The 24,995-nt window shown below is 68.9% G+C and carries 26 protein-coding genes and 1 tRNA gene; 4 read left to right on the forward strand and 23 right to left on the reverse strand.

What is annotated here, in order from left to right:
- Positions 1-147: 147 nt before the first annotated feature.
- The 7 genes from rho to ACI2LP_RS10065 all read right to left on the reverse strand — a co-directional run bounded on the left by rho (position 148) and on the right by ACI2LP_RS10065 (position 9,312).
- Complete coding sequence (rho, locus tag ACI2LP_RS10035; protein ID WP_404724030.1) at positions 148-2,148, reverse strand: transcription termination factor Rho; 2,001 nt, start codon at positions 2,146-2,148, stop codon at positions 148-150.
- A gap of 393 nt (positions 2,149-2,541) precedes the next feature.
- Positions 2,542-3,459: a homoserine kinase gene (thrB, locus tag ACI2LP_RS10040; RefSeq protein ID WP_404724031.1), complete on the reverse strand. Its 918-nt coding sequence runs from the start codon at positions 3,457-3,459 to the stop codon at positions 2,542-2,544.
- Between the two features lie 338 nt (positions 3,460-3,797).
- Complete coding sequence (thrC, locus tag ACI2LP_RS10045) at positions 3,798-4,856, reverse strand: threonine synthase (protein ID WP_404724032.1); 1,059 nt, start codon at positions 4,854-4,856, stop codon at positions 3,798-3,800.
- A 6-nt stretch (positions 4,857-4,862) separates the two neighbouring features.
- Positions 4,863-6,152 carry a homoserine dehydrogenase gene (locus ACI2LP_RS10050; protein WP_404724437.1) on the reverse strand — a complete coding sequence of 430 codons (1,290 nt, stop codon included), beginning with the start codon at positions 6,150-6,152 and terminating at the stop codon, positions 4,863-4,865.
- Between the two features lie 100 nt (positions 6,153-6,252).
- Positions 6,253-7,644, reverse strand: coding sequence for a diaminopimelate decarboxylase (gene lysA / locus ACI2LP_RS10055; RefSeq protein WP_404724033.1), 1,392 nt, complete (start codon positions 7,642-7,644; stop codon positions 6,253-6,255).
- Positions 7,645-7,664: 20 nt separating this feature from the next.
- Positions 7,665-8,774, reverse strand: a complete 1,110-nt coding sequence (gene nrtL, locus ACI2LP_RS10060; protein WP_404724034.1) for an ArgS-related anticodon-binding protein NrtL — start codon at positions 8,772-8,774, stop codon at positions 7,665-7,667.
- A 55-nt stretch (positions 8,775-8,829) separates the two neighbouring features.
- Complete coding sequence (locus ACI2LP_RS10065) at positions 8,830-9,312, reverse strand: response regulator (RefSeq protein WP_404724035.1); 483 nt, start codon at positions 9,310-9,312, stop codon at positions 8,830-8,832.
- A gap of 124 nt (positions 9,313-9,436) precedes the next feature.
- Between ACI2LP_RS10065 and ACI2LP_RS10070 the strand changes: the two genes are divergently transcribed.
- Together ACI2LP_RS10070 and ACI2LP_RS10075 are read left to right on the forward strand one after the other, a co-directional pair.
- Positions 9,437-9,508, forward strand: a tRNA-Arg gene (locus ACI2LP_RS10070).
- 472 nt (positions 9,509-9,980) lie between these two features.
- Positions 9,981-10,457, forward strand: a complete 477-nt coding sequence (locus ACI2LP_RS10075; protein WP_404724036.1) for a hypothetical protein — start codon at positions 9,981-9,983, stop codon at positions 10,455-10,457.
- A 119-nt stretch (positions 10,458-10,576) separates the two neighbouring features.
- Here the strand turns inward: ACI2LP_RS10075 and ACI2LP_RS10080 are convergent, their stop codons facing one another.
- Positions 10,577-11,089, reverse strand: a complete 513-nt coding sequence (locus ACI2LP_RS10080; RefSeq protein WP_404724037.1) for a hypothetical protein — start codon at positions 11,087-11,089, stop codon at positions 10,577-10,579.
- Positions 11,090-11,236: 147 nt separating this feature from the next.
- Between ACI2LP_RS10080 and ACI2LP_RS10085 the strand changes: the two genes are divergently transcribed.
- Positions 11,237-13,585 carry a tetratricopeptide repeat protein gene (locus tag ACI2LP_RS10085; protein WP_404724038.1) on the forward strand — a complete coding sequence of 783 codons (2,349 nt, stop codon included), beginning with the start codon at positions 11,237-11,239 and terminating at the stop codon, positions 13,583-13,585.
- Positions 13,586-13,633: 48 nt separating this feature from the next.
- Here the strand turns inward: ACI2LP_RS10085 and ACI2LP_RS10090 are convergent, their stop codons facing one another.
- From ACI2LP_RS10090 to ACI2LP_RS10125, 8 genes are all read right to left on the reverse strand, one after another.
- Complete coding sequence (locus tag ACI2LP_RS10090; RefSeq protein ID WP_404724039.1) at positions 13,634-15,112, reverse strand: tyrosine-type recombinase/integrase; 1,479 nt, start codon at positions 15,110-15,112, stop codon at positions 13,634-13,636.
- Complete coding sequence (locus tag ACI2LP_RS10095) at positions 15,082-15,276, reverse strand: helix-turn-helix transcriptional regulator (protein ID WP_404724040.1); 195 nt, start codon at positions 15,274-15,276, stop codon at positions 15,082-15,084. The genes ACI2LP_RS10090 and ACI2LP_RS10095 overlap by 31 nt, the downstream gene beginning before the upstream one ends.
- Entirely contained in the window at positions 15,273-16,436 is a 1,164-nt protein-coding gene (locus ACI2LP_RS10100; RefSeq protein WP_404724041.1) for an AAA family ATPase, read from the reverse strand. Before ACI2LP_RS10100 ends, ACI2LP_RS10095 begins: the two co-directional genes overlap by 4 nt.
- Positions 16,433-17,329 carry a bifunctional DNA primase/polymerase gene (locus tag ACI2LP_RS10105; protein ID WP_404724042.1) on the reverse strand — a complete coding sequence of 299 codons (897 nt, stop codon included), beginning with the start codon at positions 17,327-17,329 and terminating at the stop codon, positions 16,433-16,435. Before ACI2LP_RS10105 ends, ACI2LP_RS10100 begins: the two co-directional genes overlap by 4 nt.
- A gap of 90 nt (positions 17,330-17,419) precedes the next feature.
- Entirely contained in the window at positions 17,420-17,932 is a 513-nt protein-coding gene (locus ACI2LP_RS10110; protein ID WP_404724043.1) for a hypothetical protein, read from the reverse strand.
- 16 nt (positions 17,933-17,948) lie between these two features.
- Complete coding sequence (locus tag ACI2LP_RS10115) at positions 17,949-18,197, reverse strand: hypothetical protein (protein WP_404724044.1); 249 nt, start codon at positions 18,195-18,197, stop codon at positions 17,949-17,951.
- The gene (locus ACI2LP_RS10120) at positions 18,194-18,394 is read right to left on the reverse strand and encodes a hypothetical protein (RefSeq protein ID WP_404724045.1); all 201 of its coding nucleotides are present in this window, start codon (positions 18,392-18,394) and stop codon (positions 18,194-18,196) included. Before ACI2LP_RS10120 ends, ACI2LP_RS10115 begins: the two co-directional genes overlap by 4 nt.
- A gap of 15 nt (positions 18,395-18,409) precedes the next feature.
- The gene (locus ACI2LP_RS10125; protein WP_404724046.1) at positions 18,410-18,598 is read right to left on the reverse strand and encodes a hypothetical protein; all 189 of its coding nucleotides are present in this window, start codon (positions 18,596-18,598) and stop codon (positions 18,410-18,412) included.
- Positions 18,599-18,686: 88 nt separating this feature from the next.
- On the opposite strand from ACI2LP_RS10125, the gene ACI2LP_RS10130 reads away from it, so the two are divergent.
- A complete protein-coding gene (locus ACI2LP_RS10130) occupies positions 18,687-18,962 on the forward strand; it encodes a hypothetical protein (RefSeq protein ID WP_404724047.1) in 276 nt (91 codons plus the stop codon).
- A gap of 16 nt (positions 18,963-18,978) precedes the next feature.
- On the opposite strand, the gene ACI2LP_RS10135 is transcribed toward ACI2LP_RS10130, so the two are convergent.
- The 7 genes from ACI2LP_RS10135 to ACI2LP_RS10165 form a co-directional block, all read right to left on the reverse strand.
- Positions 18,979-19,110 carry a hypothetical protein gene (locus ACI2LP_RS10135; RefSeq protein ID WP_404724458.1) on the reverse strand — a complete coding sequence of 44 codons (132 nt, stop codon included), beginning with the start codon at positions 19,108-19,110 and terminating at the stop codon, positions 18,979-18,981.
- A gap of 195 nt (positions 19,111-19,305) precedes the next feature.
- Positions 19,306-21,549 (reverse strand): cell division protein FtsK, encoded by a 2,244-nt coding sequence (locus ACI2LP_RS10140; protein WP_404724048.1) that lies wholly within the window; start codon positions 21,547-21,549, stop codon positions 19,306-19,308.
- A 94-nt stretch (positions 21,550-21,643) separates the two neighbouring features.
- A complete protein-coding gene (locus ACI2LP_RS10145) occupies positions 21,644-21,886 on the reverse strand; it encodes a hypothetical protein (protein ID WP_404724049.1) in 243 nt (80 codons plus the stop codon).
- 66 nt (positions 21,887-21,952) lie between these two features.
- Positions 21,953-22,777 (reverse strand): phosphoadenosine phosphosulfate reductase, encoded by an 825-nt coding sequence (locus ACI2LP_RS10150; RefSeq protein WP_404724050.1) that lies wholly within the window; start codon positions 22,775-22,777, stop codon positions 21,953-21,955.
- Entirely contained in the window at positions 22,774-23,487 is a 714-nt protein-coding gene (locus tag ACI2LP_RS10155) for a hypothetical protein (RefSeq protein ID WP_404724051.1), read from the reverse strand. Before ACI2LP_RS10155 ends, ACI2LP_RS10150 begins: the two co-directional genes overlap by 4 nt.
- Complete coding sequence (locus ACI2LP_RS10160; protein WP_404724052.1) at positions 23,484-24,470, reverse strand: DUF2637 domain-containing protein; 987 nt, start codon at positions 24,468-24,470, stop codon at positions 23,484-23,486. Before ACI2LP_RS10160 ends, ACI2LP_RS10155 begins: the two co-directional genes overlap by 4 nt.
- Complete coding sequence (locus ACI2LP_RS10165) at positions 24,467-24,754, reverse strand: hypothetical protein (RefSeq protein ID WP_404724053.1); 288 nt, start codon at positions 24,752-24,754, stop codon at positions 24,467-24,469. Before ACI2LP_RS10165 ends, ACI2LP_RS10160 begins: the two co-directional genes overlap by 4 nt.
- Between the last annotated feature and the right edge of the window lie 241 nt (positions 24,755-24,995).

Consider the following 24,995-nt stretch of genomic DNA (forward strand, 5'->3'; position numbering starts at 1 on the left):
CCGACTCTCCGTCCTCACCTGCGAGTTCGGGGAGCGGGAAGCCGGGCGCGAGAGTCACGTCACGTCGTACGACTGTGGCGAAGATCTCCCGCCCACGGCCTTGAAGAGGCTCTGGAAGGGCCTCTTCAGGGGCCGCCGTGAAGACCGTCAGTCGCCACCGTTGCCGGCGGACGGAGTCGTCTTCTGGATCTGCAGCAGGAACTCGGCGTTCGACTTCGTCTGCTTCATCTTGTCCAGCAGCAGCTCGATCGCCTGCTGCTGGTCGAGGGCGTGCAGCACCCGGCGCAGCTTCCAGGTGATGGCGAGCTCGTCGCTGCCGAGCAGGATCTCTTCCTTACGGGTGCTGGACGCGTCCACGTCCACCGCCGGGAAGATCCGCTTGTCCGAGAGCTTCCGGTCGAGCTTGAGCTCCATGTTGCCGGTGCCCTTGAACTCCTCGAAGATCACCTCGTCCATGCGCGAGCCGGTGTCGACCAGCGCGGTGGCCAGGATGGTCAGCGAGCCGCCGTCCTCGATGTTGCGCGCGGCACCGAAGAAGCGCTTCGGCGGGTAGAGCGCGGTCGAGTCGACACCACCGGACAGGATGCGTCCGGAGGCGGGGGCCGCGAGGTTGTACGCACGGCCCAGGCGGGTGATCGAGTCCAGCAGGACGACCACGTCATGACCCAGCTCGACGAGGCGCTTGGCGCGCTCGATGGCCAGCTCGGCGACCGTGGTGTGGTCCTCGGCCGGGCGGTCGAAGGTCGAGGAGATGACCTCGCCCTTCACCGACCGCTGCATGTCGGTGACCTCTTCCGGACGCTCGTCGACGAGGACGACCATCAGGTGGCACTCGGGGCTGTTGACCGTGATCGCGTTGGCGATCGCCTGCAGGATCATGGTCTTGCCGGTCTTCGGCGGGGCCACGATCAGGCCTCGCTGGCCCTTTCCGATGGGCGCGACGAGGTCGATGATCCGGGTCGTCAGCACACCCGGGTCGCTCTCCAGACGGAGCCGGTCCTGCGGGTAGAGCGGGGTCAGCTTCTGGAACTCCGGGCGGCCGCGGCCGGATTCGGGCGCCATGCCGTTGACGGAGTCCAGGCGGACCAGCGCGTTGAACTTCTCGCGGCGCTCGCCCTCCTTGGGCTGACGGACGGCACCGGTGACATGGTCACCCTTGCGCAGACCGTTCTTGCGGACCTGGGCCAGCGACACGTACACGTCGTTCGGACCGGGGAGGTAACCCGACGTACGAATGAAGGCGTAGTTGTCGAGGATGTCCAGGATGCCCGCGACGGGAATCAGGACGTCGTCCTCGGAGACCTGCGGCTCGCCGGTCGCGAAGTCGTCGCGGCCACGGCGGCCACGGCGGTCGCGGTAACGGCCCCGGCGGCCGCGCCGGCCGCCCTCGAAGTCGTCTTCGCTCTCGTCGGCGCGCGGACCACCCTGCTGGCCGCCCTGCTGGCCGCCCTGGCGCTGCTGGCGCTGGCCGCCCTGCTGCTCGTCGCCCTTGCCGCGGCCACGGTCGCGCTGGCGGTCACGGCGCTCGCCGCCGCGCTCCCCGCGCTGGCCCCGCTCCTGGCGGTCGCGCCGGCCCTCGCCGTCCTGTGCGGAGACGGCGACGGCGGCCTCGGCCTTGGTGTCCGGCTGGGCTTCCGTCTTGACGTCGGTCTTGACGTCGACGGAGCCCTCGACCTTGGCCTCTGCCTTGGTCTCCGGGCTGCCCGCCTGTGCGGTGGCCCGCCGGCGGCGGCGCTCCGCGGCCGGCTGGTCGTCGCTGGCCGGCTGACCCGGAATGTCGATCTGCTGCTGGGCCACGGCCTTCTCGGCCTTCTCCTCGGCAGCGGCAGGCGCGTCGCCCGTACGGGCCTTGGAGGTGGCGCGGCGCTTCGGCTTGGCCTCGGCAGCGTCGGCGCTCTTCGCCGGAGCTGAGCCTCCGGCCTGCGCCTCCTTGATGACCTCGATCAGCTGGCTCTTGCGCATCCGCGCGGTGCCCCTGATGCCGAGGCCGGACGCGACCTGCTGCAGCTCGGCCAGGACCATGCCCTCGAGGCCGGTGCCGGAGCGGCGGCGCCGTGAGGTGGTGCCGGAGGCAGCACCTGCGGCGGGCGCGGAGGTGTCGACACTGTTGTCGGCAGTCACGCCCATCAGATCGGTGGTGTCGCTCACGAAGGGTCCTTCCCTGGAGCGGACGTCGGCCTTCTGGCTCGGCGACCGGTTGTGCTGTCCGACATCGGCCTGTGATGTTGCGTATCACGGACCGAAGCCGGGGCGGTGGTCCCGCCGGGAGTAAACGGCGGAGAAATAAACGTGCAAGGCCCGGCCCGAGGTCCCCCTGCTCGGCCCACTCCTGGCAAAGCGAGGGGTGTCGTGCCGGTTCCGGAGCGTGCTCGAAACTGCTCAGGCAGGCTGCTCAGGCAGTCGGGGAGGCTCCCGGAAGAATGTTGGTCCCTAATGGGGACACGAAGCACCGCGCCACAAAGACGTCGGTTGCAGACTTGAGGTTAACACTACCGGCTCCAACAAACATTCCCCCTCTCCATCACCGGCAATCTCGTGTCACTACGGGGCGAGCGGCAGAACACTCGCGCCCGCGGCGTCGAAGGTGAGCCGGTTGGCCGCCCAGCCCTCACCCGCCAGCCGTGCGACCTTGTCGGCCGCACTGTCCTCGGCCAGCGCAAGGACCGTGGGGCCCGCGCCGGAGATGACTGCTGGGACGCCGTCGGCACGCAGTCGGTTGACAAGGTCGACGCTCTGCGGCATCGCCGGGGCCCGGTACTCCTGGTGGAGCCGGTCCTCCGTGGCGGGCAGCAGCAGCTCGGGACGCCTGGTCAGCGCCTCGACGAGCAGGGCGGCGCGACCGGCGTTGGCGGCTGCGTCCACATGGGGGACAGAGCGCGGCAGGAGCCCGCGCGCCATCTCCGTGAGCACCGGCTTGGCCGGCACGAAAACCACCGGAACGACGGAATCGGCCGGCTCCATCCTGATGGCGCGCGCCGCTCCCCCGTCCATCCAGGCGAGCGTGAAGCCGCCGAGCAGACAGGCGGCGACATTGTCGGGGTGCCCCTCGATCTCGGTGGCGAGCTCCAGGAGGGCCGCGTCGTCGAGTTTGGCGTCGCCGCCTATGGTCACCGCGCGGGCGGCGACGATGCCGGCGCAGATGGCTGCCGAGGACGACCCGAGGCCGCGCCCGTGCGGGATGCGGTTGGCGCAGACGACTTCGAGGCCGCGCGGCTGCCCGCCGAGCAGGTCGAAGGCCGTACGCAGGGAACGTACGAGCAGATGGCTCTCATCGCGGGGCAGCGTCGTGGCGCCCTCACCTGCGATGTCAATGTGCAGACCGGAGTCCGCGACCCGTACGACGACGTCGTCGTACAGCCCCAGGGACAGCCCCAGGGCGTCGAAGCCCGGGCCGAGATTGGCGCTGGTGGCAGGGACGCGCACTCGGACGGCGGCGGCGCGGAACGCTGGACCGGCCATCGCTCGATGACTCTCCTTGGATCTGACTGCGAAGGTTTTTTCGAGAGGTACCAACACCCGTGGGCCGTTACGGCAACAACACCGCGGCATATGCGGCGGGGCGGGTCCGGTACAGCTTATCGAAGGAAGGTTCAGTGGCGACATAGGGCGCACAGGAGGCGCACGATGCGTGTCGCAAGCCTCCTGTGCCCCTACGTACGCCGATGTCCTGCTTGCCTTGCTTTTACAAGGGGTACGGCGCCTTCCCCGAGGGGTACGGCCGCACCGCGGACAGCGTTCGGACGAGGCGCCCGTACGAGAAGTTCGTACGAGAAGTCGCCACGAGCGGCGGGGACGGCTCAGGCGAGGCCGAGGCGCTCCGCCGCCGCCGCCGCGTCCACCGGCACGGTGACCGGCTGGGGCGCTCCGGCGACCGCCCAGTCCGGGTCCTTCAGACCGTTGCCGGTGACCGTGCAGACGATCCGCTGGCCCGGGTCGACCTTGCCCTGCTCGGCGGCCTTCAGCAGGCCCGCGACGGACGCCGCCGAGGCGGGCTCCACAAAGACGCCCTCCTGCGAGGCCAACAGCCGGTAGGCGCGCAGGATCTCACGGTCCGTCACCTCGTCGATGAAGCCGCCCGACTCCTCGCGCGCGGCGAGCGCCTGCTTCCAGGAGGCCGGGTTGCCGATGCGGATCGCGGTGGCGATGGTGGAGGGGTCCTTGACCACTTCGCCGCGGACGATCGGAGCCGATCCCGAGGCCTGGAAGCCCCACATTCGCGGAGTGTGCGTGGACACCTTGTCCGCGGCGTACTCCTTGTACCCCTTCCAGTACGCCGTGATGTTGCCGGCGTTGCCGACGGGCAGCACATGGATGTCGGGGGCGTCGCCGAGCGCGTCGACGATTTCGAACGAGGCGGTCTTCTGACCCTCGATGCGGTACGGATTGACCGAATTCACCAGCGCCACCGGGTAGTTCTCCGACAGGCTGCGGGCCAGGTTCAGGCAGTCGTCGAAGTTTCCGTCGACCTGCAGGATGCGCGAGCCGTACACGAGGGCCTGTCCCATCTTGCCCAGCGCGATCTTGCCCTGCGGCACCAGTACCGCACAGACCATTCCGGCCCGTACGGCATAGGCGGCGGCGGAGGCGGACGTATTGCCGGTGGAGGCGCAGATGACCGCCTGCGCGCCCTCCTCCTTGGCCCGGGTGATGGCCATGGTCATGCCCCGGTCCTTGAAGGACCCGGTGGGGTTGGCGCCCTCGACCTTGAGGTGCACCTCACAGCCCGTGCGCTCGGAGAGAACCTGCGCGGGCACGAGCGGCGTGCCCCCCTCACGGAGTGTGACGACCGGGGTCGTGTCCGTGACCGGCAGCCGGTCCCGGTACTCCTCGATGATTCCACGCCACTGGTGAGTCATTGCTGGTTACTCTCCTTCAACCCGCATGATGCTGGCGACACCGCGCACGGTGTCGAGCTTGCGCAGCGCCTCGACGGTCCCGGAGAGGGCGGCGTCGGGCGCGCGGTGGGTGACGACGACGAGAGAGGCCTCGCCGTCCTTGCCCTGCTGGCGCACCGTGTCGATCGATACGCCGTGCTCGGCGAAGACCGTCGCGACCTGGGCGAGCACGCCAGGCTTGTCGGCCACGTCGAGGCTGATGTGGTACCGCGTCACCACGTCGCCCATGGGGCTCACGGGCAGCTGGGTGTACGCGGACTCGCCGGGGCCCGTGGCCTCGGCAAGCTTGTTGCGGCAGACGGCGACGAGGTCACCGAGGACCGCTGACGCGGTGGGCGCACCGCCCGCGCCAGGACCGTAGAACATCAGCTGCCCGGCGGCATCCGCTTCGACGAAGACGGCGTTGTACGCCTCGCGGACGGAGGCGAGCGGGTGGCTGAGCGGGATCATCGCGGGGTGCACCCGGGCGGTGACGGACTGGCCGTCGGCCGCGCGCTCACAGATGGCGAGCAGCTTGACGGTACAGCCCATGCGCTTGGCGGAGGCGATGTCGGCGGCGGTGACCTCAGTGAGGCCCTCGCGGTAGACGTCGTCGAGTCGTACGCGGGTGTGGAAGGCGATCCCGGCGAGGATGGCGGCCTTGGCGGCGGCGTCGAAGCCCTCGACGTCGGCAGTCGGGTCGGCCTCGGCGTATCCGAGGGCAGTGGCCTCGTCGAGCGCTTCGGAATAGCCCGCCCCGGAGGAGTCCATCTTGTCCAGGATGAAGTTCGTCGTGCCGTTGACGATTCCCAGCACCCGGTTGACCTTGTCGCCCGCGAGCGACTCGCGCAGCGGCCTGATCAGCGGAATCGCACCGGCGACGGCGGCCTCGAAGTAGAGGTCCTTGCCGTGCTCCTCGGCGGCGGCGTACAGCGTCGCGCCGTCCTCGGCGAGCAGCGCCTTGTTGGCGGAGACGACGGAGGCGCCGTGTTCGAAGGCGGTGGTGATGAGAGTGCGGGCGGGCTCGATGCCACCGATGACCTCGATGACGACGTCGATGTCGCCGCGTTTGACCAGGGCGGTCGCGTCGGTGGTGATCAGCGAGGGGTCGATGCCCTCGCGCACCTTGGACGGCCGGCGGACCGCGACCCCGGCCAGCTCCACCGGGGCGCCGATCCTCGCGGCGAGGTCGTCGGCGTGCGTCGTCATGATGCGCGCCACCTCTGAGCCGACCACTCCACAGCCCAGCAGCGCCACCTTCAGCGGACGCGTACGCATCATCCGACCTCGCTTCTCAATACTTCTACGGTGTGGACCAGTCTCACTCACCGGACGGAAGTTTCTATCCCCCGTCCGGGATGCGAGACATCTATCTCAACTATCCGACGTCAAGACGCAGGAGATCTTCCTCCGTCTCGCGCCGGACGATCACGCGCGCCTCGCCGTCCCTGACCGCGACGACGGGCGGGCGCAGTGCGTGGTTGTAGTTGCTGGCCATGGAGCGGCAGTACGCGCCGGTGGCGGGCACGGCGATCAGATCACCGGGCGCCAGGTCGGCGGGCAGGAACGCGTCCTTGACCACGATGTCACCGCTCTCGCAGTGCTTGCCGACGACGCGGGCGAGCATCGGCGGGGCGGTGGACGTCCTGGACACCAACGCGACGCTGTACTCGGCGTCGTAGAGAGCGGTGCGGATGTTGTCGGACATGCCGCCGTCGACACTGACGTAGGTACGCAGGCCCTCGAGCGGCTTGATGGTGCCGACCTCGTACAGGGTGAAGGCGGTGGGGCCGACGATCGCGCGGCCGGGCTCGACGGAGATCCGGGGCGTGCGCAGCTTGGCGGCCTCACACTCACGGGTGACGATCTCGTTGAGTGCCTTGGCGATGTCGTGCGGCTCGCGCGGGTCGTCGTCGGAGGTGTACGCGATACCGAGCCCGCCACCGAGGTCGATCTCAGGGAGCTCGATCCCGTGCTCGTCCCGGATGTCGGCGAGGAGGCGGACGACGCGATGGGCGGCCACCTCGAAGCCCGAGGTGTCGAAGATCTGCGAGCCGATGTGGGAGTGAATGCCGATGAGCTCGATGCCGTCGAGCTTGAGAGCGCGCCGCACGGCTTCGGCGGCCTGCCCGCCCGCGAGCGGGATGCCGAACTTCTGGTCCTCGTGCGCGGTCGCGATGAATTCATGGGTGTGGGCTTCCACACCCACCGTCACGCGGATCTGGACCCGCTGGCGCTTGCCGAGGCGCTGGGCGGTGTGGGCGACGCGGACGATCTCCTCGAAGGAGTCGAGGACGATGCGCCCGACGCCGGCGCGCACAGCTCGTTCGATCTCGTCCGCGGACTTGTTGTTGCCGTGGAAGGCGATGCGCTCGGCGGGCATACCGGCGCCGAGGGCCGTGGTGAGCTCGCCGCCGGAGCAGACGTCGAGGTTGAGCCCTTCTTCGTGGAGCCACTTCACCACTGCCCGGGAGAGGAACGCCTTCCCGGCGTAGAAGACATCCGCGTCCTTGCCGAAGGCGTCGGCCCAGGCGCGGCAGCGGGCGCGGAAGTCGGCCTCGTCGAGGAAGTAGGCGGGGGTGCCGAACTCCTCGGCCAGCCCGGTCACTTCGATCCCGCCGACGGTCGCGACGCCGTCGTCGTTGCGGGAGACGGTCTTCGCCCAGACCTTCTCGTCGAGGACGTTGAGGTCGGTGGGAGGGGCGCTGTAGTGCCCCTCGGGAAGGACGTCTGCGTGACGGGGCCCGGCGGGATGTGCGGAACGGCTCATTTCTCGGTCTCTCTCACGTCTCACAAATATTCGGGTGCGCTGATGCCGAGCAGTGACAGGCCACCGGCGAGCACCGTCCCGGCGGCTTCGGCGAGCGCGAGGCGGGATGGGTGGGCGGCCATGGGTTTCTCGTCCTTCTCGTCCTTCTCGTCGTTCTCGCCTTTCCAGCCTTTCCCGTCGTTCTCGTCGCCCAAGGGCAGCACGGTGTGCTGGAAGGCGAGCAGAGCGTCGGCGGTGGCTTCCAGATGCCGGACGAGCCGGTCGGGCGCGCGCAGGCGGGCGGCGGAGGCGAGGACGGCGGGATAGTCACCGATGGCGGCGGTGAGGGCGGGGGCGTCGACGTGTGTGTAGGCGGCGGGGTCGGTGGCGCGTGCGAACCCGAGCTCCTTGGCGCCGCGCGCGAGGGCGCGGGTGCGGGAGTAGGCGTAGCGCACCTTGAACAGCGGATTGCTCTCCTGCTGCACGAGGAGCTCGTCGCCGGTCCTCGGGCGGTCGTGCGACGCGGCGGACAGCAGCCCCCACCGGGCGGCATCGACCCCGAGCCGCCGCACCAGGGTGGCCGCGTCGTCATCGGCGGGCACGGGCGTCACGTCGGCGGGCAGCCGGCCGCGCCCTTCCTGAGCCTCGATGCGTACGCGCAGCTCGACCCAGACCGGATCGGCCTTCCCCTCACAACTGGTACGGACGAGCACACCCTGCGAACCCAGAATCCGCCGCAGAGCATCGGCCACGACGGCCGCCCGGACCTCGGCGCGATAGCTGGGCTGGGCGATCTCGCCGGTCAGCTCGACCCACCCGTAGTCGCTCCCCTGCTCCAGCACGCGGCGTACGAGAGCCTGCTGCGCACCCTCGCCCAGGGTGATGTTGAGAAACCCGGGCCCGGTGATCTCGACCGAGGCGATCCCGGGGGCCTCGGCTATACGGTCCCGCAGCACTTCGGCGACGGCACGGGGCTGCTGCCCGGTCGGCCCGGCCAGCCGCAGCGCGACATTGGTGGCGTAGTCCCCGCTCCCCCCGGGCCGCGGCCGCTCGACGCTGACACTCTCGGGCACGGGTGCATCCAGCACACCGTCCTCCACCGCACGGCACACGGCGTGCAGCACGGTACGGGAGAGCTCAGCGGGGGTCACGGGACAAGCGTATGGGAGGGAGGGGGGCCCTTCGCGAACCGGTTTCGCCATGCGGTCAGCCGCGCGCGCTCCCCGCCCGCCCGGCACCATGCCTGCCGTCAACAGACGGCGGACCCTCCCGGTGCATCAACTGCCGTACGAGACGGACGAGCTCGGCAGGCTCGAAGGGCTTCGAGAGAAACGCGTCCACACCGGAGATGAGGCCGCTCTCCACCTCGTACTGCGTACAGGCACTGATGATCGCGATCGGCAGATGACTGGTCCGCGGATCATCCCGCAGCAGCGCGGCGGTACGCAGCCCGTCGAGCCGGGGCATCACGACATCGAGAGTGACGACATCGGGACAGACCTGATGGACGACTTCCAGACACTCGGCACCATCAGCCGCGGTCACGACCTCGAAGCCCTCCAGCTCGAGATTGACCCTGATCAGCTGCCGGATGACCCTGTTGTCGTCGACAACGAGCACCCGACCGGACGCGCCTGACACAACTCGAGAGTAGGTCGGGGGGCAGGGCTGCGTCCGGGTTTTGCCCACTTCCACCCCGTGCGGGCGAGCTTTCGGACTCCGGGGGCGCGGCTCGGAGGCCCGAAATACCTGTTCACGGGGACCGCGTGGGAGCTGGTAGGGTTCTACCCGTCGCCGCGAAGAGCGGCGGAACGCCCCCGTAGCTCAGGGGATAGAGCAACGGCCTCCGGAGCCGTGTGCGCAGGTTCGAATCCTGCCGGGGGCACTCGCCAGTCAGCCAGCAAAAATCAAGCTCTGACCTGCGCGGATGCCGACATGAGAGAGCGGGAGTCAGTCTCACTGACTCCCGCTCTCTCTCGTTGTCTCTCACTGTTCGCGACACACCTGCGACACACCCTGTAGAGCGGACCGCCCTGCGAGGCAGAGCGTCTGTTGGCCCTCGCCGCACTACCCGAGATCCACACGCCCCTCACACGAAGAGCACCACGCAGGGAGGGGCGCGGGCAGACTCGGCCGTCACACCTGTCGCAGCGTCACAACAGGGGCCCGTGGAACCTCATTGCGCATGTTGGCCGGAGAGGTCCTCAATTCGCTAACACACTGATCATCAGGTCGCGAGTGCGTGGGCGGTAGCCAGCACAGATGCAGAGCGTGTTCCCTCATAACGCTGCGCAGGCACCGGAGGCGGCATTACCGTGCTGGCGAGATCGGCGGTCTTGGGGAGGGGAAGAATAGGGATGCTGGAGCAGGCGTTGACGGCGCTGGCCGCGGCAGGCGGAAGCGCGGTAGTGCAAGCTGCGGGAACGGATGTGTGGACCGGGCTGCGGCAAGCGGTGGCTCGTTGGTTCGGGCGAGGTGATGGGCAGCGCGAGCGGGCGGAACTTGAGCGTCTGGACCAGACCGCAGGTGAGCTGGAAGCCGCGGAGGCGGGAGCGGCGGAGCGGATGCGCATCCGCCAGGAGGCGGCCTGGCAGGCTCGCATCGAGGCCATGCTGGAGAGCTTGGACGATGCTCAGCAGACCCAGGCTGCCGAGGAGTTGCGTGCCCTCCTTTCACAGCACACCCGCCTGGGCGGTGTATCAGCTGGGCAAGGCGGCCTGGCCGTTGGCGGCAATATGGATATCAGTGCTGAGGAAGGTTCGATCGCAGCCGGGGTCATCCATGGAGGCGCACACATCAATCGCCCTCCGGCGCCGGATCCGTCCCAGGGCTGAACGGACCGGCCACCTCAAGCCCACCACCGCCTCCCGCCGACACCGATTCCCGGGAGACCGTTGCAGCCAGCGCCGAACAGAACAGTGTGGCGGCCAAACCCTCCCCGGACGGGCCCGGGTCAGAGCTGAGCGTGCCCGGAGACACACACGCCACGGCCTCGGCGCTGCGATTCGTTGCTGAGCCGACCCATATCCTCGCCTCTACGGGTGGAGTGGCGGTGAAAAATGTCGCCGGAGGAATTCACCAGCATCACTACGCTGCTGGCTCGGCGGAGGTGGCAGTCCTCGGGAACTGGCAGCCCGTAAGCGACGTTGACCTTCTCGGTCTCGGTGTTCACCGTGCTCGCGTCGGAGACTGTGATGCTTCGACGCTGCCGCCCTACGTCCTCCGGGACGTGGATGGTCAGCTGCGGGCCGAGTTGCGGGCGGCGGCTGTGTCTGGTGGGTTCGTGCTGCTCACCGGAGACTCGACCGCCGGCAAGAGCCGCACAGCCATCGAAGCGCTGCGGGCCGTACTCCCCAAACACCTGCTTCTGGACCCGCCTCGGGGTGCTGATCTGCGACCGCTGCGCCGAGTGCCCGGCGAGCCCGGGTACCACCAGCATGTCCTGTGGCTCGACGATCTGGAGCACTACTTGGGGCCAGGCGGCCTCGAACCGTCTCTGCTTTCGTCATTGATTAGGGCTCGATTGGTGGTGTTGGCATCACTTCGAGACGAGCGCTACGACAGCCTACGGGCAGCGGCCGATGGCGTACCGAGCGAGGGAGGTCCCAGCCGCATGGCGGCCGAGAGCGGCCTACGCGTACTGAACATGGTGGAGCCCATAGCCGTACCGCGACTGTGGAGCGACACTGAACTGGCGCGCGTGGCAGAGGTCGACGACACCCGCTTGAATGAGGCACACGCTCGTCACGGCACTCACGGCATCGCTGAATACCTGGCAGCTGGACCGGAATTGCTGGCTGAATGGCGCAGGGCAGCGCGCGCCACGCCAAGGGGCGGCCATCCGCGAGGCGCCGCACTCGTCGCGGCCGCCGTGGACCTGGCCCGCATAGGCCTGATCGGCGATCTACCCGAAGCTCTTCTACGCGAGGTGCATCATGGGTATTTGCGGTCCATTGGAGGCGCCGCGCTGCGCCCGGAGCCCTACGCTGACGCCTTCGAATGGGCTTCCCAAGTCCGCTACGGTGTTGCCAGTCTGCTGATGGAAGGCGACGTGGAGGGGACCAAACGGCCCTTCGACTACCTCACCGACTCGGTGGCCCGCGATCCCGCGGCGCCGGACGTGGCGGAGTCGGTGTGGCTCACTGCCTTGGAACACGCCGACGACCGGACGCGTCCGCTTATCGCCCAGACAGCGTCACTCAGCCAACGGTGGGCGATCGCAGAGCACGCATGGCGACCCCTCGCCGAGATCGGCGACGAACAAGCGGTCATCTCCTTCACGGCTGCGCAACTGTTTCAGCGCTGGGATCCCGCCGAAGTCGAACCGCTGCTGCGCCCGGTCGCGGAGGGCGGGAGCCCTCTCGCCCAGCTCAACCTCGCCGCCGTTCTAAAGATGCGCAGTGCGGAGGAGGAAGCCGAGAGATGGTGGCTAGCGGCCGCAGAAGCCGGACTGGCACTCGCCTCCTTTAGCCTCTTCACGCATTATCGCGACAAGGGCGCCGACGAGCAGGCTGAGACCTGGTTGCGGAGGGCCGCAGAAGACGGCTACGTCGAGGCGATCACCACTCTGGGGAAGTTCCTGTATACGCGTGGCGACAAGACCGAGGCGGAGACGTGGTGGCGGAGAGCAGCCGAGGCGGGACACACCGAAGCGATGTACGCGTATGGTGGCTTACTTTTTCTCCGTGATGACGACCAGGCCAAGTTGTGGCTGCGTCGTGCCGCCGAGCGGGGCCATGACCGAGCCGCAGTGGTACTGGCCCAGTCCGCCGACGAGCGAGGCGATCTTACCGAAGCAGAGAGGTGGTGGCGTGTTGCTGCCGAGGCAGGAGACATGGAGGCTGCCAACGAACTCGGTGTTCTTCTCAGCACGCGGGGTGAGCGGGCCGAAGGCGCGACCTGGTACGCCAAGGCGGCCGAGAACGGTCACGAAGTCGCCATGTTCAACCTCGCCGAGTGGCTGTCCAAGAAGGGCGAGGTTGAAAGGGCCAAGGAATGGCACCAGCGGGCGGGCAATGCTGGCCACGCTCAAGCCTTCAATAACCTTGGGATCCTCCTTCGCGCAGAGGGTGACTTCGTCGCCGCCGAGGCGGCTCTACGCCGGGCTGCGGAAGCCGGCGATGCGAAGGGTTGCCGCAACCTGATCGACCTACTGATCAGTGAAGGACGATCTCAAGAAGCCAAAATTCTGCTCCTTGAGCTGCTTGGTGACCCAGACGATGCGGACGACACCATCGTGTTCGCCGACGCAATCCGGCAGGCAGGCCGTCCGCATGTGGCCCGGATCATCCTGCATTGGGCCGCCGATACAGGTCGCCTCGACGCTGCCCACAACCTGGCAACGCAGTACTTCGTGGAAGGGATGCCCGAGGAAGCGGAACGTTGGTGGCGCGTCGCTGCCACCGAAATCTCCTTTTCCGCCTACAACCTCGGTGTCTTGCTGTCTGAACGCGGTAACAACGAGGAGGCGGCCTCTTGGTGGCGCAAGGCTGCCGACGAAGGACACCAACGCGCGGGCCTCAAACTCGCCGCCTGGCTCATCGAGTCCGGGAAGTTGGGAGAAGCGGAGACAAGGCTCCGAAACCTGGCCGGACAACTTCCAGAGGCGGCCTACATTTTGGGTTCTTTGCTCTTCGACAAGCCTGGCGACCACACAGAGGCCGAGTACTGGTGGCAGCGGGCCGCGGAGGAAGGTGACAACGACGCTGCTTATGACTTTGCGGCCCACCTCGCCGAACGAGGCTACGAGGAGCAGGCAGAGGCATGGTGCCGCAAAGCAGCCGAGGGCGGACATCCCTGGGCCGCGAACACGCTCGGCACTCTCCTCGCAAGTCGGGGACAATTAACGGAGGCAGAGTCGTGGCTGGTCAAAGCAGTGGAAAGAGGTGTCGAGGGTGCGGCCGAGCCGCTGACGCACGTAAGGGAGTTTCTGGCCGCCCAGCCTAGTTCTCGAACTGAATAGAAAGAGGGCGGTCCCGGAGCTCCTGGACCGCCCTCGGAAGTCGCGTCGCTAGGCCGCGTCGCCGTCCTCCTCCAGTGATTTCGCAATCTTCGCGTTGGCGGCTTCCTCATGGCCGTCAATACAGCCGTGGTAGCGGCGGTGGATCACCTCGGGGGAGTTGCCCACCCGGCGGGCCACTTCAGCGATGGGCACCCCCGCGTTCAACCACCGCGTGATGCACGCATGTCGCAGGTCATACGGGCGCCCGGCAAGGGGCGATTCGACGCGGTCCGGCGGCAACGCGTACCGCCTCGCTTCCTCCCACGCACGCCAGTACGTCGATGAGCCGACCACTCCCCCGCGCTCGTTTCCGAACACTCGCCCCTCCTTTGCGGTCCCAAACTCCGTGAGATGAGCACGGAGGATGGTGACCAACACGAGAGGGATGGGGACTGGCCGGTCCGCCGCTGCCTCCCGCGCCTTCAGGCCCCGGCGGTCGTGTCGCTCCCCGGAGTCCGTCCACTGCTTGCCAGAGACGGGGCGCGTCTCCCTCAGCGTCAGAGTGCCCCAACCGGTCTCGGGCAGGTGGCAGTCAGACACCCGCAGTCCGACCGCCTCAGCGGGCCTGAGCCCCGCGTAGTAGAGGACCGCGTAGAACGCCACCAGACGCCGCCCACGGTTGCGGTCCCATGACCCGACGTACGAGACCGCAGTGAGCAACTGCCGCCCCTGCATGGCGTTCACGAGGACGCGCCGGTCCACCACGTCGCAGGAGCCCACGCGCTTCCTGCGGGCCCGTTGAAGCGGGTTCTCGGGGAGTTCCCCGAGGTCCACCGCGTGTTCGAGCGCGGTGTTCAGGGAACGGCGGCGGCGCTTGTATGTCTCGCCTGCCGCACGGGTGCCGTCGAGCCGGTAGCTGAGGCGGTACTGGACGTCTTCGAACACTTCCGCATCGGTCAGGTCGACGACCGGCCGGTCCGACGTGGTCAGCCATTCGTGCGCGGCTTTCAAATGCGCCGGCGCTTCCTCCCCGGCGTTCGCGGGCACGATGCCCCACCGGAACGCGAGCCGGAGATCCGTGTCTTGGGGGACGCCCTCCCCTCGCTGCACCATGGCGAGCGCCACGGCAGCAAGCCCGTCCGCCATGCTCTCGCGCGTCTTCGCTGCGCTGGTGCGCCACCGCCCGGCGACGTACTTCCGGCAGAACTCGAACCACCGCAACGGCGGCTTGGCTTCAGCAGCTTGGGCCGCCGCGCGGACTTCGGTCTCAGGCAGGCCTGAGTCGATCTCGAAGGCGTCGCCGCGCCTCATGGCTTGCCACAGCTCCGAGCGTCGACTCTCGGCGAGAGCGGACGCGGCGAAGGTGTCGCCGTGCACGCGCCCGGCGACAACCCAACGCAGGCGGTAGGGACGGGACTTCCGGCCCGTCTTCGTAACCTTCCACAGCCTGATATCAAGGGAGTACCCCGGCCGGGCCGACCCCCGAGGGCGCCCAGCCGGAGTCTCATCTGTCTTGCTCACGCAGCGTCCTCCCGCGCCGCAAGCCATCGCTCGTACTCGGACCGCCGAATGCGCACGTCACCGTTCGGCAGCTTGATCGCGCGGGGCGCCTTCCCGAGTTGGCGCCACCGATAGAAAGTCGACGGGGCGACCTTGAGATCAGCGATGACCTCCGGAATGGTCATCTTCTCGTCCAACGTGCGGACGCTCATTTCGCCGTCCTTTCGGCATCGATCGAGCCGGACAGCCCGGACAGTTCCAGTTCTGACTGTCCGGGTCGTTCGTGCTGGTCAGGCGGGGTAACCGGACAGTCGGACAGCTGGGACACCTCTTGTGTGGCCTGTGTCCGGGTGTCGGTGTCCGGGTAGTACCGGCCGCCCGCGTCCTTGGCGAGCTGGCCGTCTGCGGCCATGCGGGAGCAGGTGCGCCGCACGGTGTCCGCGTCGGTGTCGGGGAGCGCTTCGGCGATGTCCTTGGGCCGGGTTCCGGGGTTGGCGCGGACGTAGCGCAGGATGGCTGCGCGGGTGTCGCCGACGGTGTGGTCTGTGACCGGGCCGTCGAGCAAGTGCCAGGCTCCTGAGGTGTCTTGGAACTGGAGCGCGTATTCGGCTTCGTTCACGTCGCGTCCGGTGACGTGCAGGATGCCGTCGGCCTGCCCGCGGGCCCGCTTGAGTACGAGGGTGGCGTCAGCGGCTCCGGCGATGCCGTTGGTGCCGGATACCTCGGTGAGGAAGTCGTCGGAGGCCATCTTGCGGACGTGGTGGACCAGGACGACGGCGATGCCGTAGTGGTCCGCGAGCCGCTTGGCGTAGCTGACGGAGACGTAGTCGGCGTCATAGGCGGACACCCCTTGGGGGGCCTGCCCGCGCATCTTGGCGAACACGTCGATAACGACCATGCGCGCATCGGGATTGCGCTCCAGCCACTGGGCGATGGCCTCGCTTCCGCCCTGAGGGAAGGGCGGGCACTCGGTCACCAGGGTCAGCCCGGCCGGTGCCTGCTGCCCGCCCAGCAGCTTGCCCATGCGGGTCTGAAGACGGCGCGGGGTGTCTTCCAGCGCGAGGTAGAGCACCGGTCCGCCCTGGACGGGTACCGAGTCGAAGGCGTTGCCTCCGGCTGCGACCGCGAGACCGAGTCCGAGGGAGAGCCAGGACTTGCCGACCTTGGGCGGTCCGGCCAGCAGGCTCACGCCTTCGGCGAGGATGCCGGGCACGGCCCATTTCGGCTCGGGGAAGTGCGCGGCCATGAGCTGATCCGCGGTCCACGCGGTCCGCGGCCGCTCCCGCGCAGCCGGGGCCGCGGCGGGGGTCTGCGGGTCGCTGGGCACGGAGTACAGGTGCAGGGGCGGAATCGGGTTCGGGCTGGTGCTCATGCCGCGACCGTCCTGGGGCGCTTGGCTCCGGCCCGCAGACCCGAGGCGATGGTGCGCCGTGCCTCACGCTCGCCCTGCCCGGTGCGGAGGGCTGCGGCGGCGAGCCATTCGGTCACCTCGGCTTCGCCCAGCTCTCCCCCGGCGACGAGCTGTCCGAGGGCGATGGACGCGCGGTAGAGCGCGGTGTTGCGCTCCCCTTCCTGGGCGCGGGTGACGCGCTCCAGCTCGCCATCGATGGCGGCCCGCAGCCATTTGCCGCGCCGGTCGGATGCGAGCGTGATGGTGATGGGCTGTTGCGGCGGCAGCGGAGCGGGATGCAGCAGTTCCAGCAGCCAGCCCGGCAAAGGCTGCACCGGGTGGTTACTGCGCGCGTTGTAGGGGCGCTGCCTGCCGGTGAGGAAGCTGCCCGCGCCGACGACGTAGCCGCCGTGCGCGCGGGTGTCGATCTTCCATCCCAGCTTGCCCGCGGTGTTGCGCAGCTCGATCCCGTCCGGGGCGGCGAAGTATTCGTGCAGCCCCTTGCTGGGGGTGAGGACGTCGTACGTGGCGGGCGCGAGCCGGGGCTCGTCGTCGTAGCGTTCGCACAGGGTGCGGAAGACGTCATGCCCGTCGTGGATCTCGGGGCGGTCCCACTCGGCCGGGGGCATGTCCTCTGGGCCTTTGGCGGTGTCGAGGTCGACAACGAGCAGACCGGACGGGCCGGTGGCAATGCCGACGTTGTAGGGCTCGTGCGCCCAGCACCAGGCGATGCGCTCCGGGTCGGTGGTGGCGCGCGCTTCCCAATAGCGGAGGGCGGGCCGCTTGTCGCCGGGGATGAGGGGGAAGACGTGCCAGCCGCGCACGGCGGCATCCTGCGCAGCCTGTAGCAGCGCGGAGAGTTCGGGGTGGGGCATTCTGGGGGCCTCCTGTTCTGTCTTTGGACGGAGCGGGGAGAACCGCGGCGGCGGGCGACCTTGCTGGGGAGTCCCGCCGCCGCGGCGTTGCTACTTGTTCGTGGCCCACAGGGCGTACTGGTGGCGGACGTAGCCGCGGGGATCGGCGCTCGCGCGGGTGACGAGATCCGGGTCGAGGCTCTGGCCGGTCTGCGCGAGGCAGTTGTCCCGGTCCCGGTCCAGCAAGCGCCAGGCCGCCGTGGTGGCTGCCTCGGTGGCGTCGCTCTCGGTGTGCTCGGCTTCGTCCGGCAGTGCGAGGCGGTCCAGGACGGCGGCCTTGCGCAGCCAGAAGTCACGTCCCAGCGGGTCGCCGAACGAGCCGGAGGCGGCCTGGTTCGCGGCCCATCCGATCTCGCTGATGATGCTCGGGGCCTTCGCGTACGCCTGCTCCGGTGTGGGCCAAGCTTCGAGGGTGGGGCGGTGCTCGGCGGTGATGTACAGCCGCAGGCTCTTGCCGTCGCGGGAGTGGTAGCGGCGGACCGGGCCGATGGTGAAGGCCTCGGTCAGGGTCTTGGTGACAGGTTCAATTTCGGTGGGCTGGCAGATGATGCGGATCTCGAACACGGCAGTCCCTCTCTCTTCAGGCTGCGTTGCGGTGGGGAAAGTCGATGACGTTGGCGAGCGGTGCGGGCGCGGGCTGCCGGGGCGCCTTCATGCGGCCCTTCGGCGGCGGCAAGGGAGCCTCGGGTGTAGTGGGGCGGAACTCTGCGCAGACAGCGGCCAGGGTGTTGTCGTGCCGGCGGCTGAGCAGGTGTCCCGCGAGGCAGACCGGGCCGATGACGGCGGCCGGGGCGAACAGCACCGCGGCGGCGATGAGTTCGGCGCTCATGCGGCATCACTCCTGACGGCTGCCAGCAGCTCGGGGAGCGTGCCGCCGAGGGTGGCCAGGCGGTGTTCGATGGCCTGCCAGGAGGTGCGGTCGATGCTCATCAGGGCTGCGGCCGCCGCGGGAAGGTCGCCTCGGGCCTGTGCTTCGAGGGCGGTGCGCAGTTCGCCCGCGGCCATGAGCGTGATCGGGTCAGGCATGGTCGGTCCGCCCTTTCACAGGTCTTGGATGGCGGTGATGACGGCGGTGGCGAGTTCGTTGATGGGTCCGGCGGCGCCGGTGGAGGCGAGGAAGAACCCGAACGCTGCGGCGACGAACGCGGAGCCGTAGCCGAGGGAGTTGGAGCGCAGGAGGAAGAACAGGACCAGTCCGAACAGCAGGACCAGCGACACGGTCACGGCCATGGAACGATCTCCTTCACGTGGGATCGGGATGGGGCCCGTCCATCCGGGCGGAACGGGGAGGGATGGCGCTGTGGGGAAGCCGGTTCGGTTGAACGCACGAGCGGAGTCGCGGGTGCGCCGGGACTTCGCGGACCCGGAGGTCGCAGCAGTGGTGATCGAGCTGCTTGAGGAGTGGAGCCGGGCCTGGCCGGGGGACGAGGGCCGCGTACAGACGGCGATCGTGCTCGGCGCGGCGGGCGACGTGGACAGGCTGTTGGCGCTGGTCGAGTTGGCCTACGTCGACTGGCGCGACGTGCTGATGGACACCGGCTTCGCCGACGAGGACTGGAGAGAACGCATGGATGCCGCGCTCGGTCCGGTGTAGGCCAGGGTTCGGGTGGTCAGCGGATGCCGTCGCGGCGGCGGCAGTGCTTGCCGCGCTTGGGCCTGCCCTTGCGGTCGTAGGTGAGGGCGAAGCCGAGCCCGCGGCACTTGCGGCAGTTACCGAACGGCGATCCCGCACACAGACCCATGTAACCAAGAGTGACTATAAGTAGGCAGGCGCTAGCAAGGAGGAAGAGGGTCATGGGATGCCTTCCAGGCGGGTTTTCCGGGGTTCTGGCAGGTGGGGTGCTAGGTGCGAGGTTCCTGATCAGAGCCAGTGCGGGGTGCTAGCGGGGGTGCTAGACCTAGCAGCGGCGGCTGCTAGGTCTAGCGCCGGTGCGAGCTCAGCCCGCCGACCGCTTTCCGTCACGCTCCGTAATGGCCTTGGTGATGTCGGCGCGGGCGATACCGCGGCGGGTGGTGCCCTTGCCGCGGTCGGTGGTGCCCCAGACGTCCTGGGCGGTGATGCCGTGCGGGCGCAGGTTGGTGGTCACGGTCTCGGCCTTCCAGCCGCCGTAGACCTCGGGGCGCAGGGTGGCGAGGCGGGCGGCGACCTTCTCGTTCCACACCTTGTCCTCGTCCGCCGGGACGACGCGCAGGATGTCGGCGAGCAGGTCGAAGGTGGCTTCGCCGGCCTCGGGCTGCTGGCCGATGGCGTGGCCGGTGAGGTTGCCGTACTCCTCGCGCATCGTCCGGGCGCGGGCCACGACCTGTTCGGCTGCGACCGCGTCCACGAAAGCGGAGGCGACGATGCGCGGGTCGTCCCCTTCGCCGGCCATCCAGCAGATGCCCCGGTCGGAGCGGGAGAACATGGTGGCCCGGTACCCGGCCTTGTACATCGAGGTGCCCAGCACCATGTCGTTGGCGGGCTGTCCCATGACCTTGAGGCAGAACCTGAGCACCGCGTTGGAACTGATCCCGGTGGGAAGGGACTTGGCGTCCGGGCGCTGCGTGCCGAACAGGGTCACCATGCCGAGCGCGGGACCGCGCTTGCCCAGGTCGGTGCAGATGGACTCGATCTCCGCCCCGTACTTCTCGTGCTCGAAGGGGATCTGGCACTCATCGAACCCGGCGACGATCGGGTGCAGACCGAGGCTCTTGTCACTGGCCAGCTCGGGTGTGACCTTTGATTCGGGGCAGCGCGTACGCGGAAGGGACTTGATGACCTTCGCCCGCCTGCGCAGTTCGTCCTTCAGCTCCCGCAGGGCCCGGACGACGTACTCAATGTCCTCGTCTTCCTCCCCGGCCCGGTAGCGGTGGCACACCGGCTCCAGCGCGCCGAAGTCGCCGGTGCCCTTGAAGTCGAACGCGTACAGCGCCGCGCGCGGGTCCAGGGCGGCGATGAGCAGGAACAGCCGCATCAGGAACGTCTTGCCCATCCGCGGGATGGAGCCGACCACCACGCTCGCGAACATCAACGTGACGGCGACGTCGCTCATGCGCTGGTCGTTGCCGAACACGACCGGCTTGAACAGGTCCACAGTCCCGGACTTGAGCAGCGGCCAGGCAGGCTTCGTGGTCTCGTTCATGGGCTTGTCGCCCACCCATAGGATCAGGCGTCCCTCGTGCTCGGTCGGATCGGGTGAGGGCCACACGCAACCGACCTTGCGGCGCAGACCGGAAGCCAGCGGCTTACGGGCCTCCATAATGTCCTCCGGAGTGACACCCCAGGGAAGGTCGAGATCGGCACGGTAGCCGGGCCCGTCCCGTGTGATCTCGGAGGTGAACCGCATGCCGTTCATGTCGCCGCCCTTCTTGATGGCGGCCGACAGCTTCGCGCTGCCGATGTTGTCCAGCGCCCGCAGCACGATCGGGCCCGTCAGTTTCTGAAGTTCGGTCTTGAGCACCGCGGGGCCGATGACGGGCTGGTCCTGCGGAGCACCCCAGAACCCGGCCACCAGCACGGCGGCGGATGCGAATACCGCGAGCCAGCCCGGGGCCATGATGTACAGAGTGAGGGCGAAGCCAGCGCCGAACACGATGCCGACCGTGGCGACCAGGACCCGCAGCCGCACCCGCCCATCCCGCTGCCTCGACAGCTTCAGGTACTCGGCCGTGTTCTCCTGCCGCACCTCATAGGCGCGCAGCGGGGCACCCTCCGCGTCCCACACCCACCGGCCGGTCTCCCGCACCAGACGGGCCGTGCCGCGCGGGGCGAGCACGCCGAGCTGCAAGGCGTACCAGGGGGTGCGGATGCCGTGATAAGCGGTGGCGTACGCGGCGTTGCCGACGGCGCGCTGCACCGTGGAGACGAACCCGAATTTCGAGGTCAGCCAACTCGGCACGATCGGCCGGCGCTTGTAGGTAGTGACCCCAGGAGAGGGCAGCGCCGGTGAATCCACCGGCCGCGCCACGGGCGTCTCGTCGTCGTCCATGTCGAACTGCCCGCCCGACTCCGCACCCGACTTCCCTCGGGTCGGGTCGGCCGACCGGCTGCCCGACTCGCTCGATCCGGGGTCGGCCGACTCGCTGCGGGCCGACCGCGCCTTGTCGAGATCGACCACATCCGCGCCGGAGTCGGCTCCGGGATCGGTGGCCATGTCGGCTTCGAGTCGGTGGAACAGTTCGCTTTCGTCGTCGTGATTCACTGAACGTCCCTCCCTGGGACACGGGGTTGGAAGGGGCCCGGACGGCGCTTTGGACGGCAGGCGTCCGGGCCCCCCTTGGCGAAGTGGTACGCGGTCACGCGGTGGGGCGCGGTAGGGCGCGGCACGTCTCGGAATGGGCCTGAGCCCACTTCTTGAGGTCGTGGCTCACGCCGACTGCGTAGGTGTAGCTGGCGTCGCAGCCGCGGCAGACGGCCGCGTGGCGCTCCGGCAGGACCGCGGTCGACTGCGGGATGACATCAACGGTGGCTCCCACGATCGTCAGGAACCGGTACAGCACCTCATAGGGCCAGGCGGTCGTGATGGGCTGGCTGGACACAGCAGAACTCCTCGACAGAAGTGGATTGGGTCAGGCGGCGCGCTGTTCCCTCAGTGCGGGCGGGTCTCAGGTCATGCACCAGCCGGAGTCACAGCCGGTGTCTGTGTCGTCGAACGGCAGGGTGTCGACGCCCTCGGGGATGGCGTCAGCCAGCGGCCTGAGCAGTCGGGTCAGGTACACGTGGTCCTTCCCGAGGTCGTCGCGGCGCCGGTTGAGCAGTGCTTCGAGGTCGCATGCCTTGGCGAACAGGTCGGGTTCACTGCGCCGCATGTCGTGCCAGTTCTCCGGCCGGTGGAAGGGGCAGAACCAGCAGGCCGACTTGGGCGGCACGGGCAGACCGGCGCTGCGGATGATGCGCGGGCAGTCCGCCCGACGGATCCCGAGGTCCAGCAGCGGGTATTCGATGCGCTCGTGCGGCTCGCAGCGCCGGGCATTCGCCCGGCCGATCTCGTCCACGCTGATGCCGATACCGACCGTGGCCGGGTTGGTCCGGGACGCGCCCCGCCGCTTCAACTCCTTACCAATCACCTTGATCTTGAAGTCGCCGGTACAAGCCCTGGTTCCCGGGGCACCGCTCGGGGACAGTCGCACCGGGATAGGCAGCGAGCGTGAACCCTCCCGAGTGATGCGCCCATACAGGGTCTCGGCCGTGCCGTCCCGCCGGACCCGCCCCACCGTGGTCAGGTCGAGCCCGTGGGCGGCGGCGAAGGGCCGCGCGTGCTTCTCGACATACCGCAGGGTCGCGGGCTTCTCGGAGTCGTCACCGACGTTGGCGAAGATGAAGTGCTGGTAGTCCAGCTCCCCGCGCGCGGCCAGCACCAGGGCGGCGGTGGACTGCCAGCCACCCCCGAAGCTGAACGCCTTGACCGCCTCCCTACCCGTGGTGGTCATGCCGCCCCCGCTGCGATCCGGCCGACGTTCGCCGCAATGCGCGAGCCGCCCGCCACGGGGTGCGGCGTGAGGTCGTCCCAGTGGGCGAGCACGTCGCGCCGCGGACTGGCGCCCTGGCCCGGCCGGATGGGCATCTGCATGCCGAGGAAGTCCTCCCCGCAGGCCACCACCAGCGGCTTGCCAACTCCAGAGCCCCACACGGTCAGCGGCTCGTTACGTGCGGCACCGCCGGACTTGCCCCAACGGGCCAGCAGCGTGGGGTTGAGGCATACCTCCTGCCGCAGGTCGGGCGTGGTCCCCAGGGCGTCGGTCAGCAGCCTGCGCCACATTCCACCCGCCCACGGCTTCGTCAGCGGAAGGTCGCCACCTGGCACCTCCAGCGTCTGCCCGTCGGCTCGCACCGCAAGGGCGTCGGCGCACATCCCCGCGCGGTGCTCCAGCATCAGCGGGATACGGCGGTTGAAGCGGGCAAACGCGCGCAGCGACTTCAGCGCCTGCCCGCCCACCAGCACGCCCCACGGCTCGGACGGGCCGGACTCCAGTCGACGGCGCGCCACGGCCAGGGTGTGCCGGTCGGTCGCCACCGAATACAAGGAGCTACCGCGCGCCTCAAAGAACACGCCGTTGAGCTCGGGAAGATCACCGGTGGGGTACATGTGCCCGCTGACCTGCTCCAGCAGGTACGGGAAGTCGGTGATGGGGCCAATCATGCTGCCTCTCCCTCACTGTCGTTGGACCTGTCCATGGGTGCATTGATGGGGTGCAGCCGCTTGCCATCCGCCCGCTCGGTCAACAGCGCGTCCCGCAGGATGCGGGAGTTGGCTGCCGAGCAGTGCAGCGTCGTACGGATCGCTTCCGCGTTGATCGCGTCGTCGGCCCATTCGGCTGTGGCTTCGCGCGCCCCGGCAAGCAGCTCTGCCGGGGTCCGCTGCTTGGTCGGCTTGGCCTTCGCGGCGCGTTTACGCGACGGCTTTGGTGCCTCACGCATCGGCGGCTTAGCTGCCTCGGGGGTAATGGGCGGCAGGTCCCCGCTCGCGGGGCTCAGCTCTCCGAGCTTGAGCAGTACTCGCTCCGGGCGCGGGGTCTTCGAGCGCCAGCGCCGGCCGTGCCGCTCGCGCAGCTCCGCACGAGCGAGCTGCCGCTCACGCTCACGCCCGAGTGCGTCGCTGTAGGAGGTGATCTCCCACAGCGTCATCCGGCGCCACAGCGCGAACGTGGACAGCGGCGCGAGCAGCCACCGGGAGCGGCGGATCTTCTCCATCCGCCGTCCCGTGACCGCGCCGATCCGCGACGCGTAGACGTGCGCGGCGACCTCGGAGAGGACCACCCACAGCAGCGGCATCGTGCCGTGCGCGAGCTTCGCCGACAGCGACAGCCCGGCCGCGACGTTCAGCCAGCACGTCACCCCGGTCAGCGCCCACGGCACGAACCGCACCCAGCCCAACGGCATATCGGTGCGGATCAGCAGCAGGAACGCCGCAGTGAACACCGGGATCGCCACGTCGATACCGACCGGCAGCATCCACGGGGAGACGAAACCCCACCGGGCCCCAGCAGCCGACACGGCCTCGAACGAGGAAGCCAGCCCCAGACCACCCACCCCGGCCGCCAGCACGGCGACCGTGCCCAACAGCCACAGCTCGGGCCGGGTCAGCGGCGGCACCGTGGGCCGCGTCTCGGTTGCGGTGCTCATGCCGCCACCGCCTTGCGGCGCTTGGGCTTGCCCGGGCCGGTCAGCTGGATGACGTTCAGCAGATCCGGCGCGTGAGCCTGGATCGTCTCGACCGCAAGCCGTGTCACCGTGTCGTACAGGTCGGGGTACGAGGCGAGGATGTCGCGCGCCGCATCGAGCCGCGCGGCCTGTTCCTCAGTGGTTTCGCCCTCCACCCCGAGCCACAGCTCCAGCGGGGTACCCAGGGCCAGTTCAATGAAGTCATCGTGCGAGACGGCCTGATGGCCGCCAACGTAGGTGCGCATGTGGGTCTCTCCTGAAGTCGGATGGGCAGGGAGAACCGCGGCGGCAGGCGACCTTGCTGGGGAGTCCCGCCGCCGCGGCAGGGTCGTGCGTAAGGGTCCGTGCATTGGCAGCGGCACGTTCGGCCGCTGAGCCGTCGGTTTCGAGCAGTGCGCGGACCGGTGTCCGCGCGAGCCGCCTTTTCAGTGGAGGCGGTGGTCATATGGAGTTCTCAAAGATCAGTCGCTTCCTTCGAGCCCGTTT

It is taken from the genome of Streptomyces sp. NPDC019890 (assembly GCF_044903445.1).
Taxonomy (GTDB): domain Bacteria; phylum Actinomycetota; class Actinomycetes; order Streptomycetales; family Streptomycetaceae; genus Streptomyces.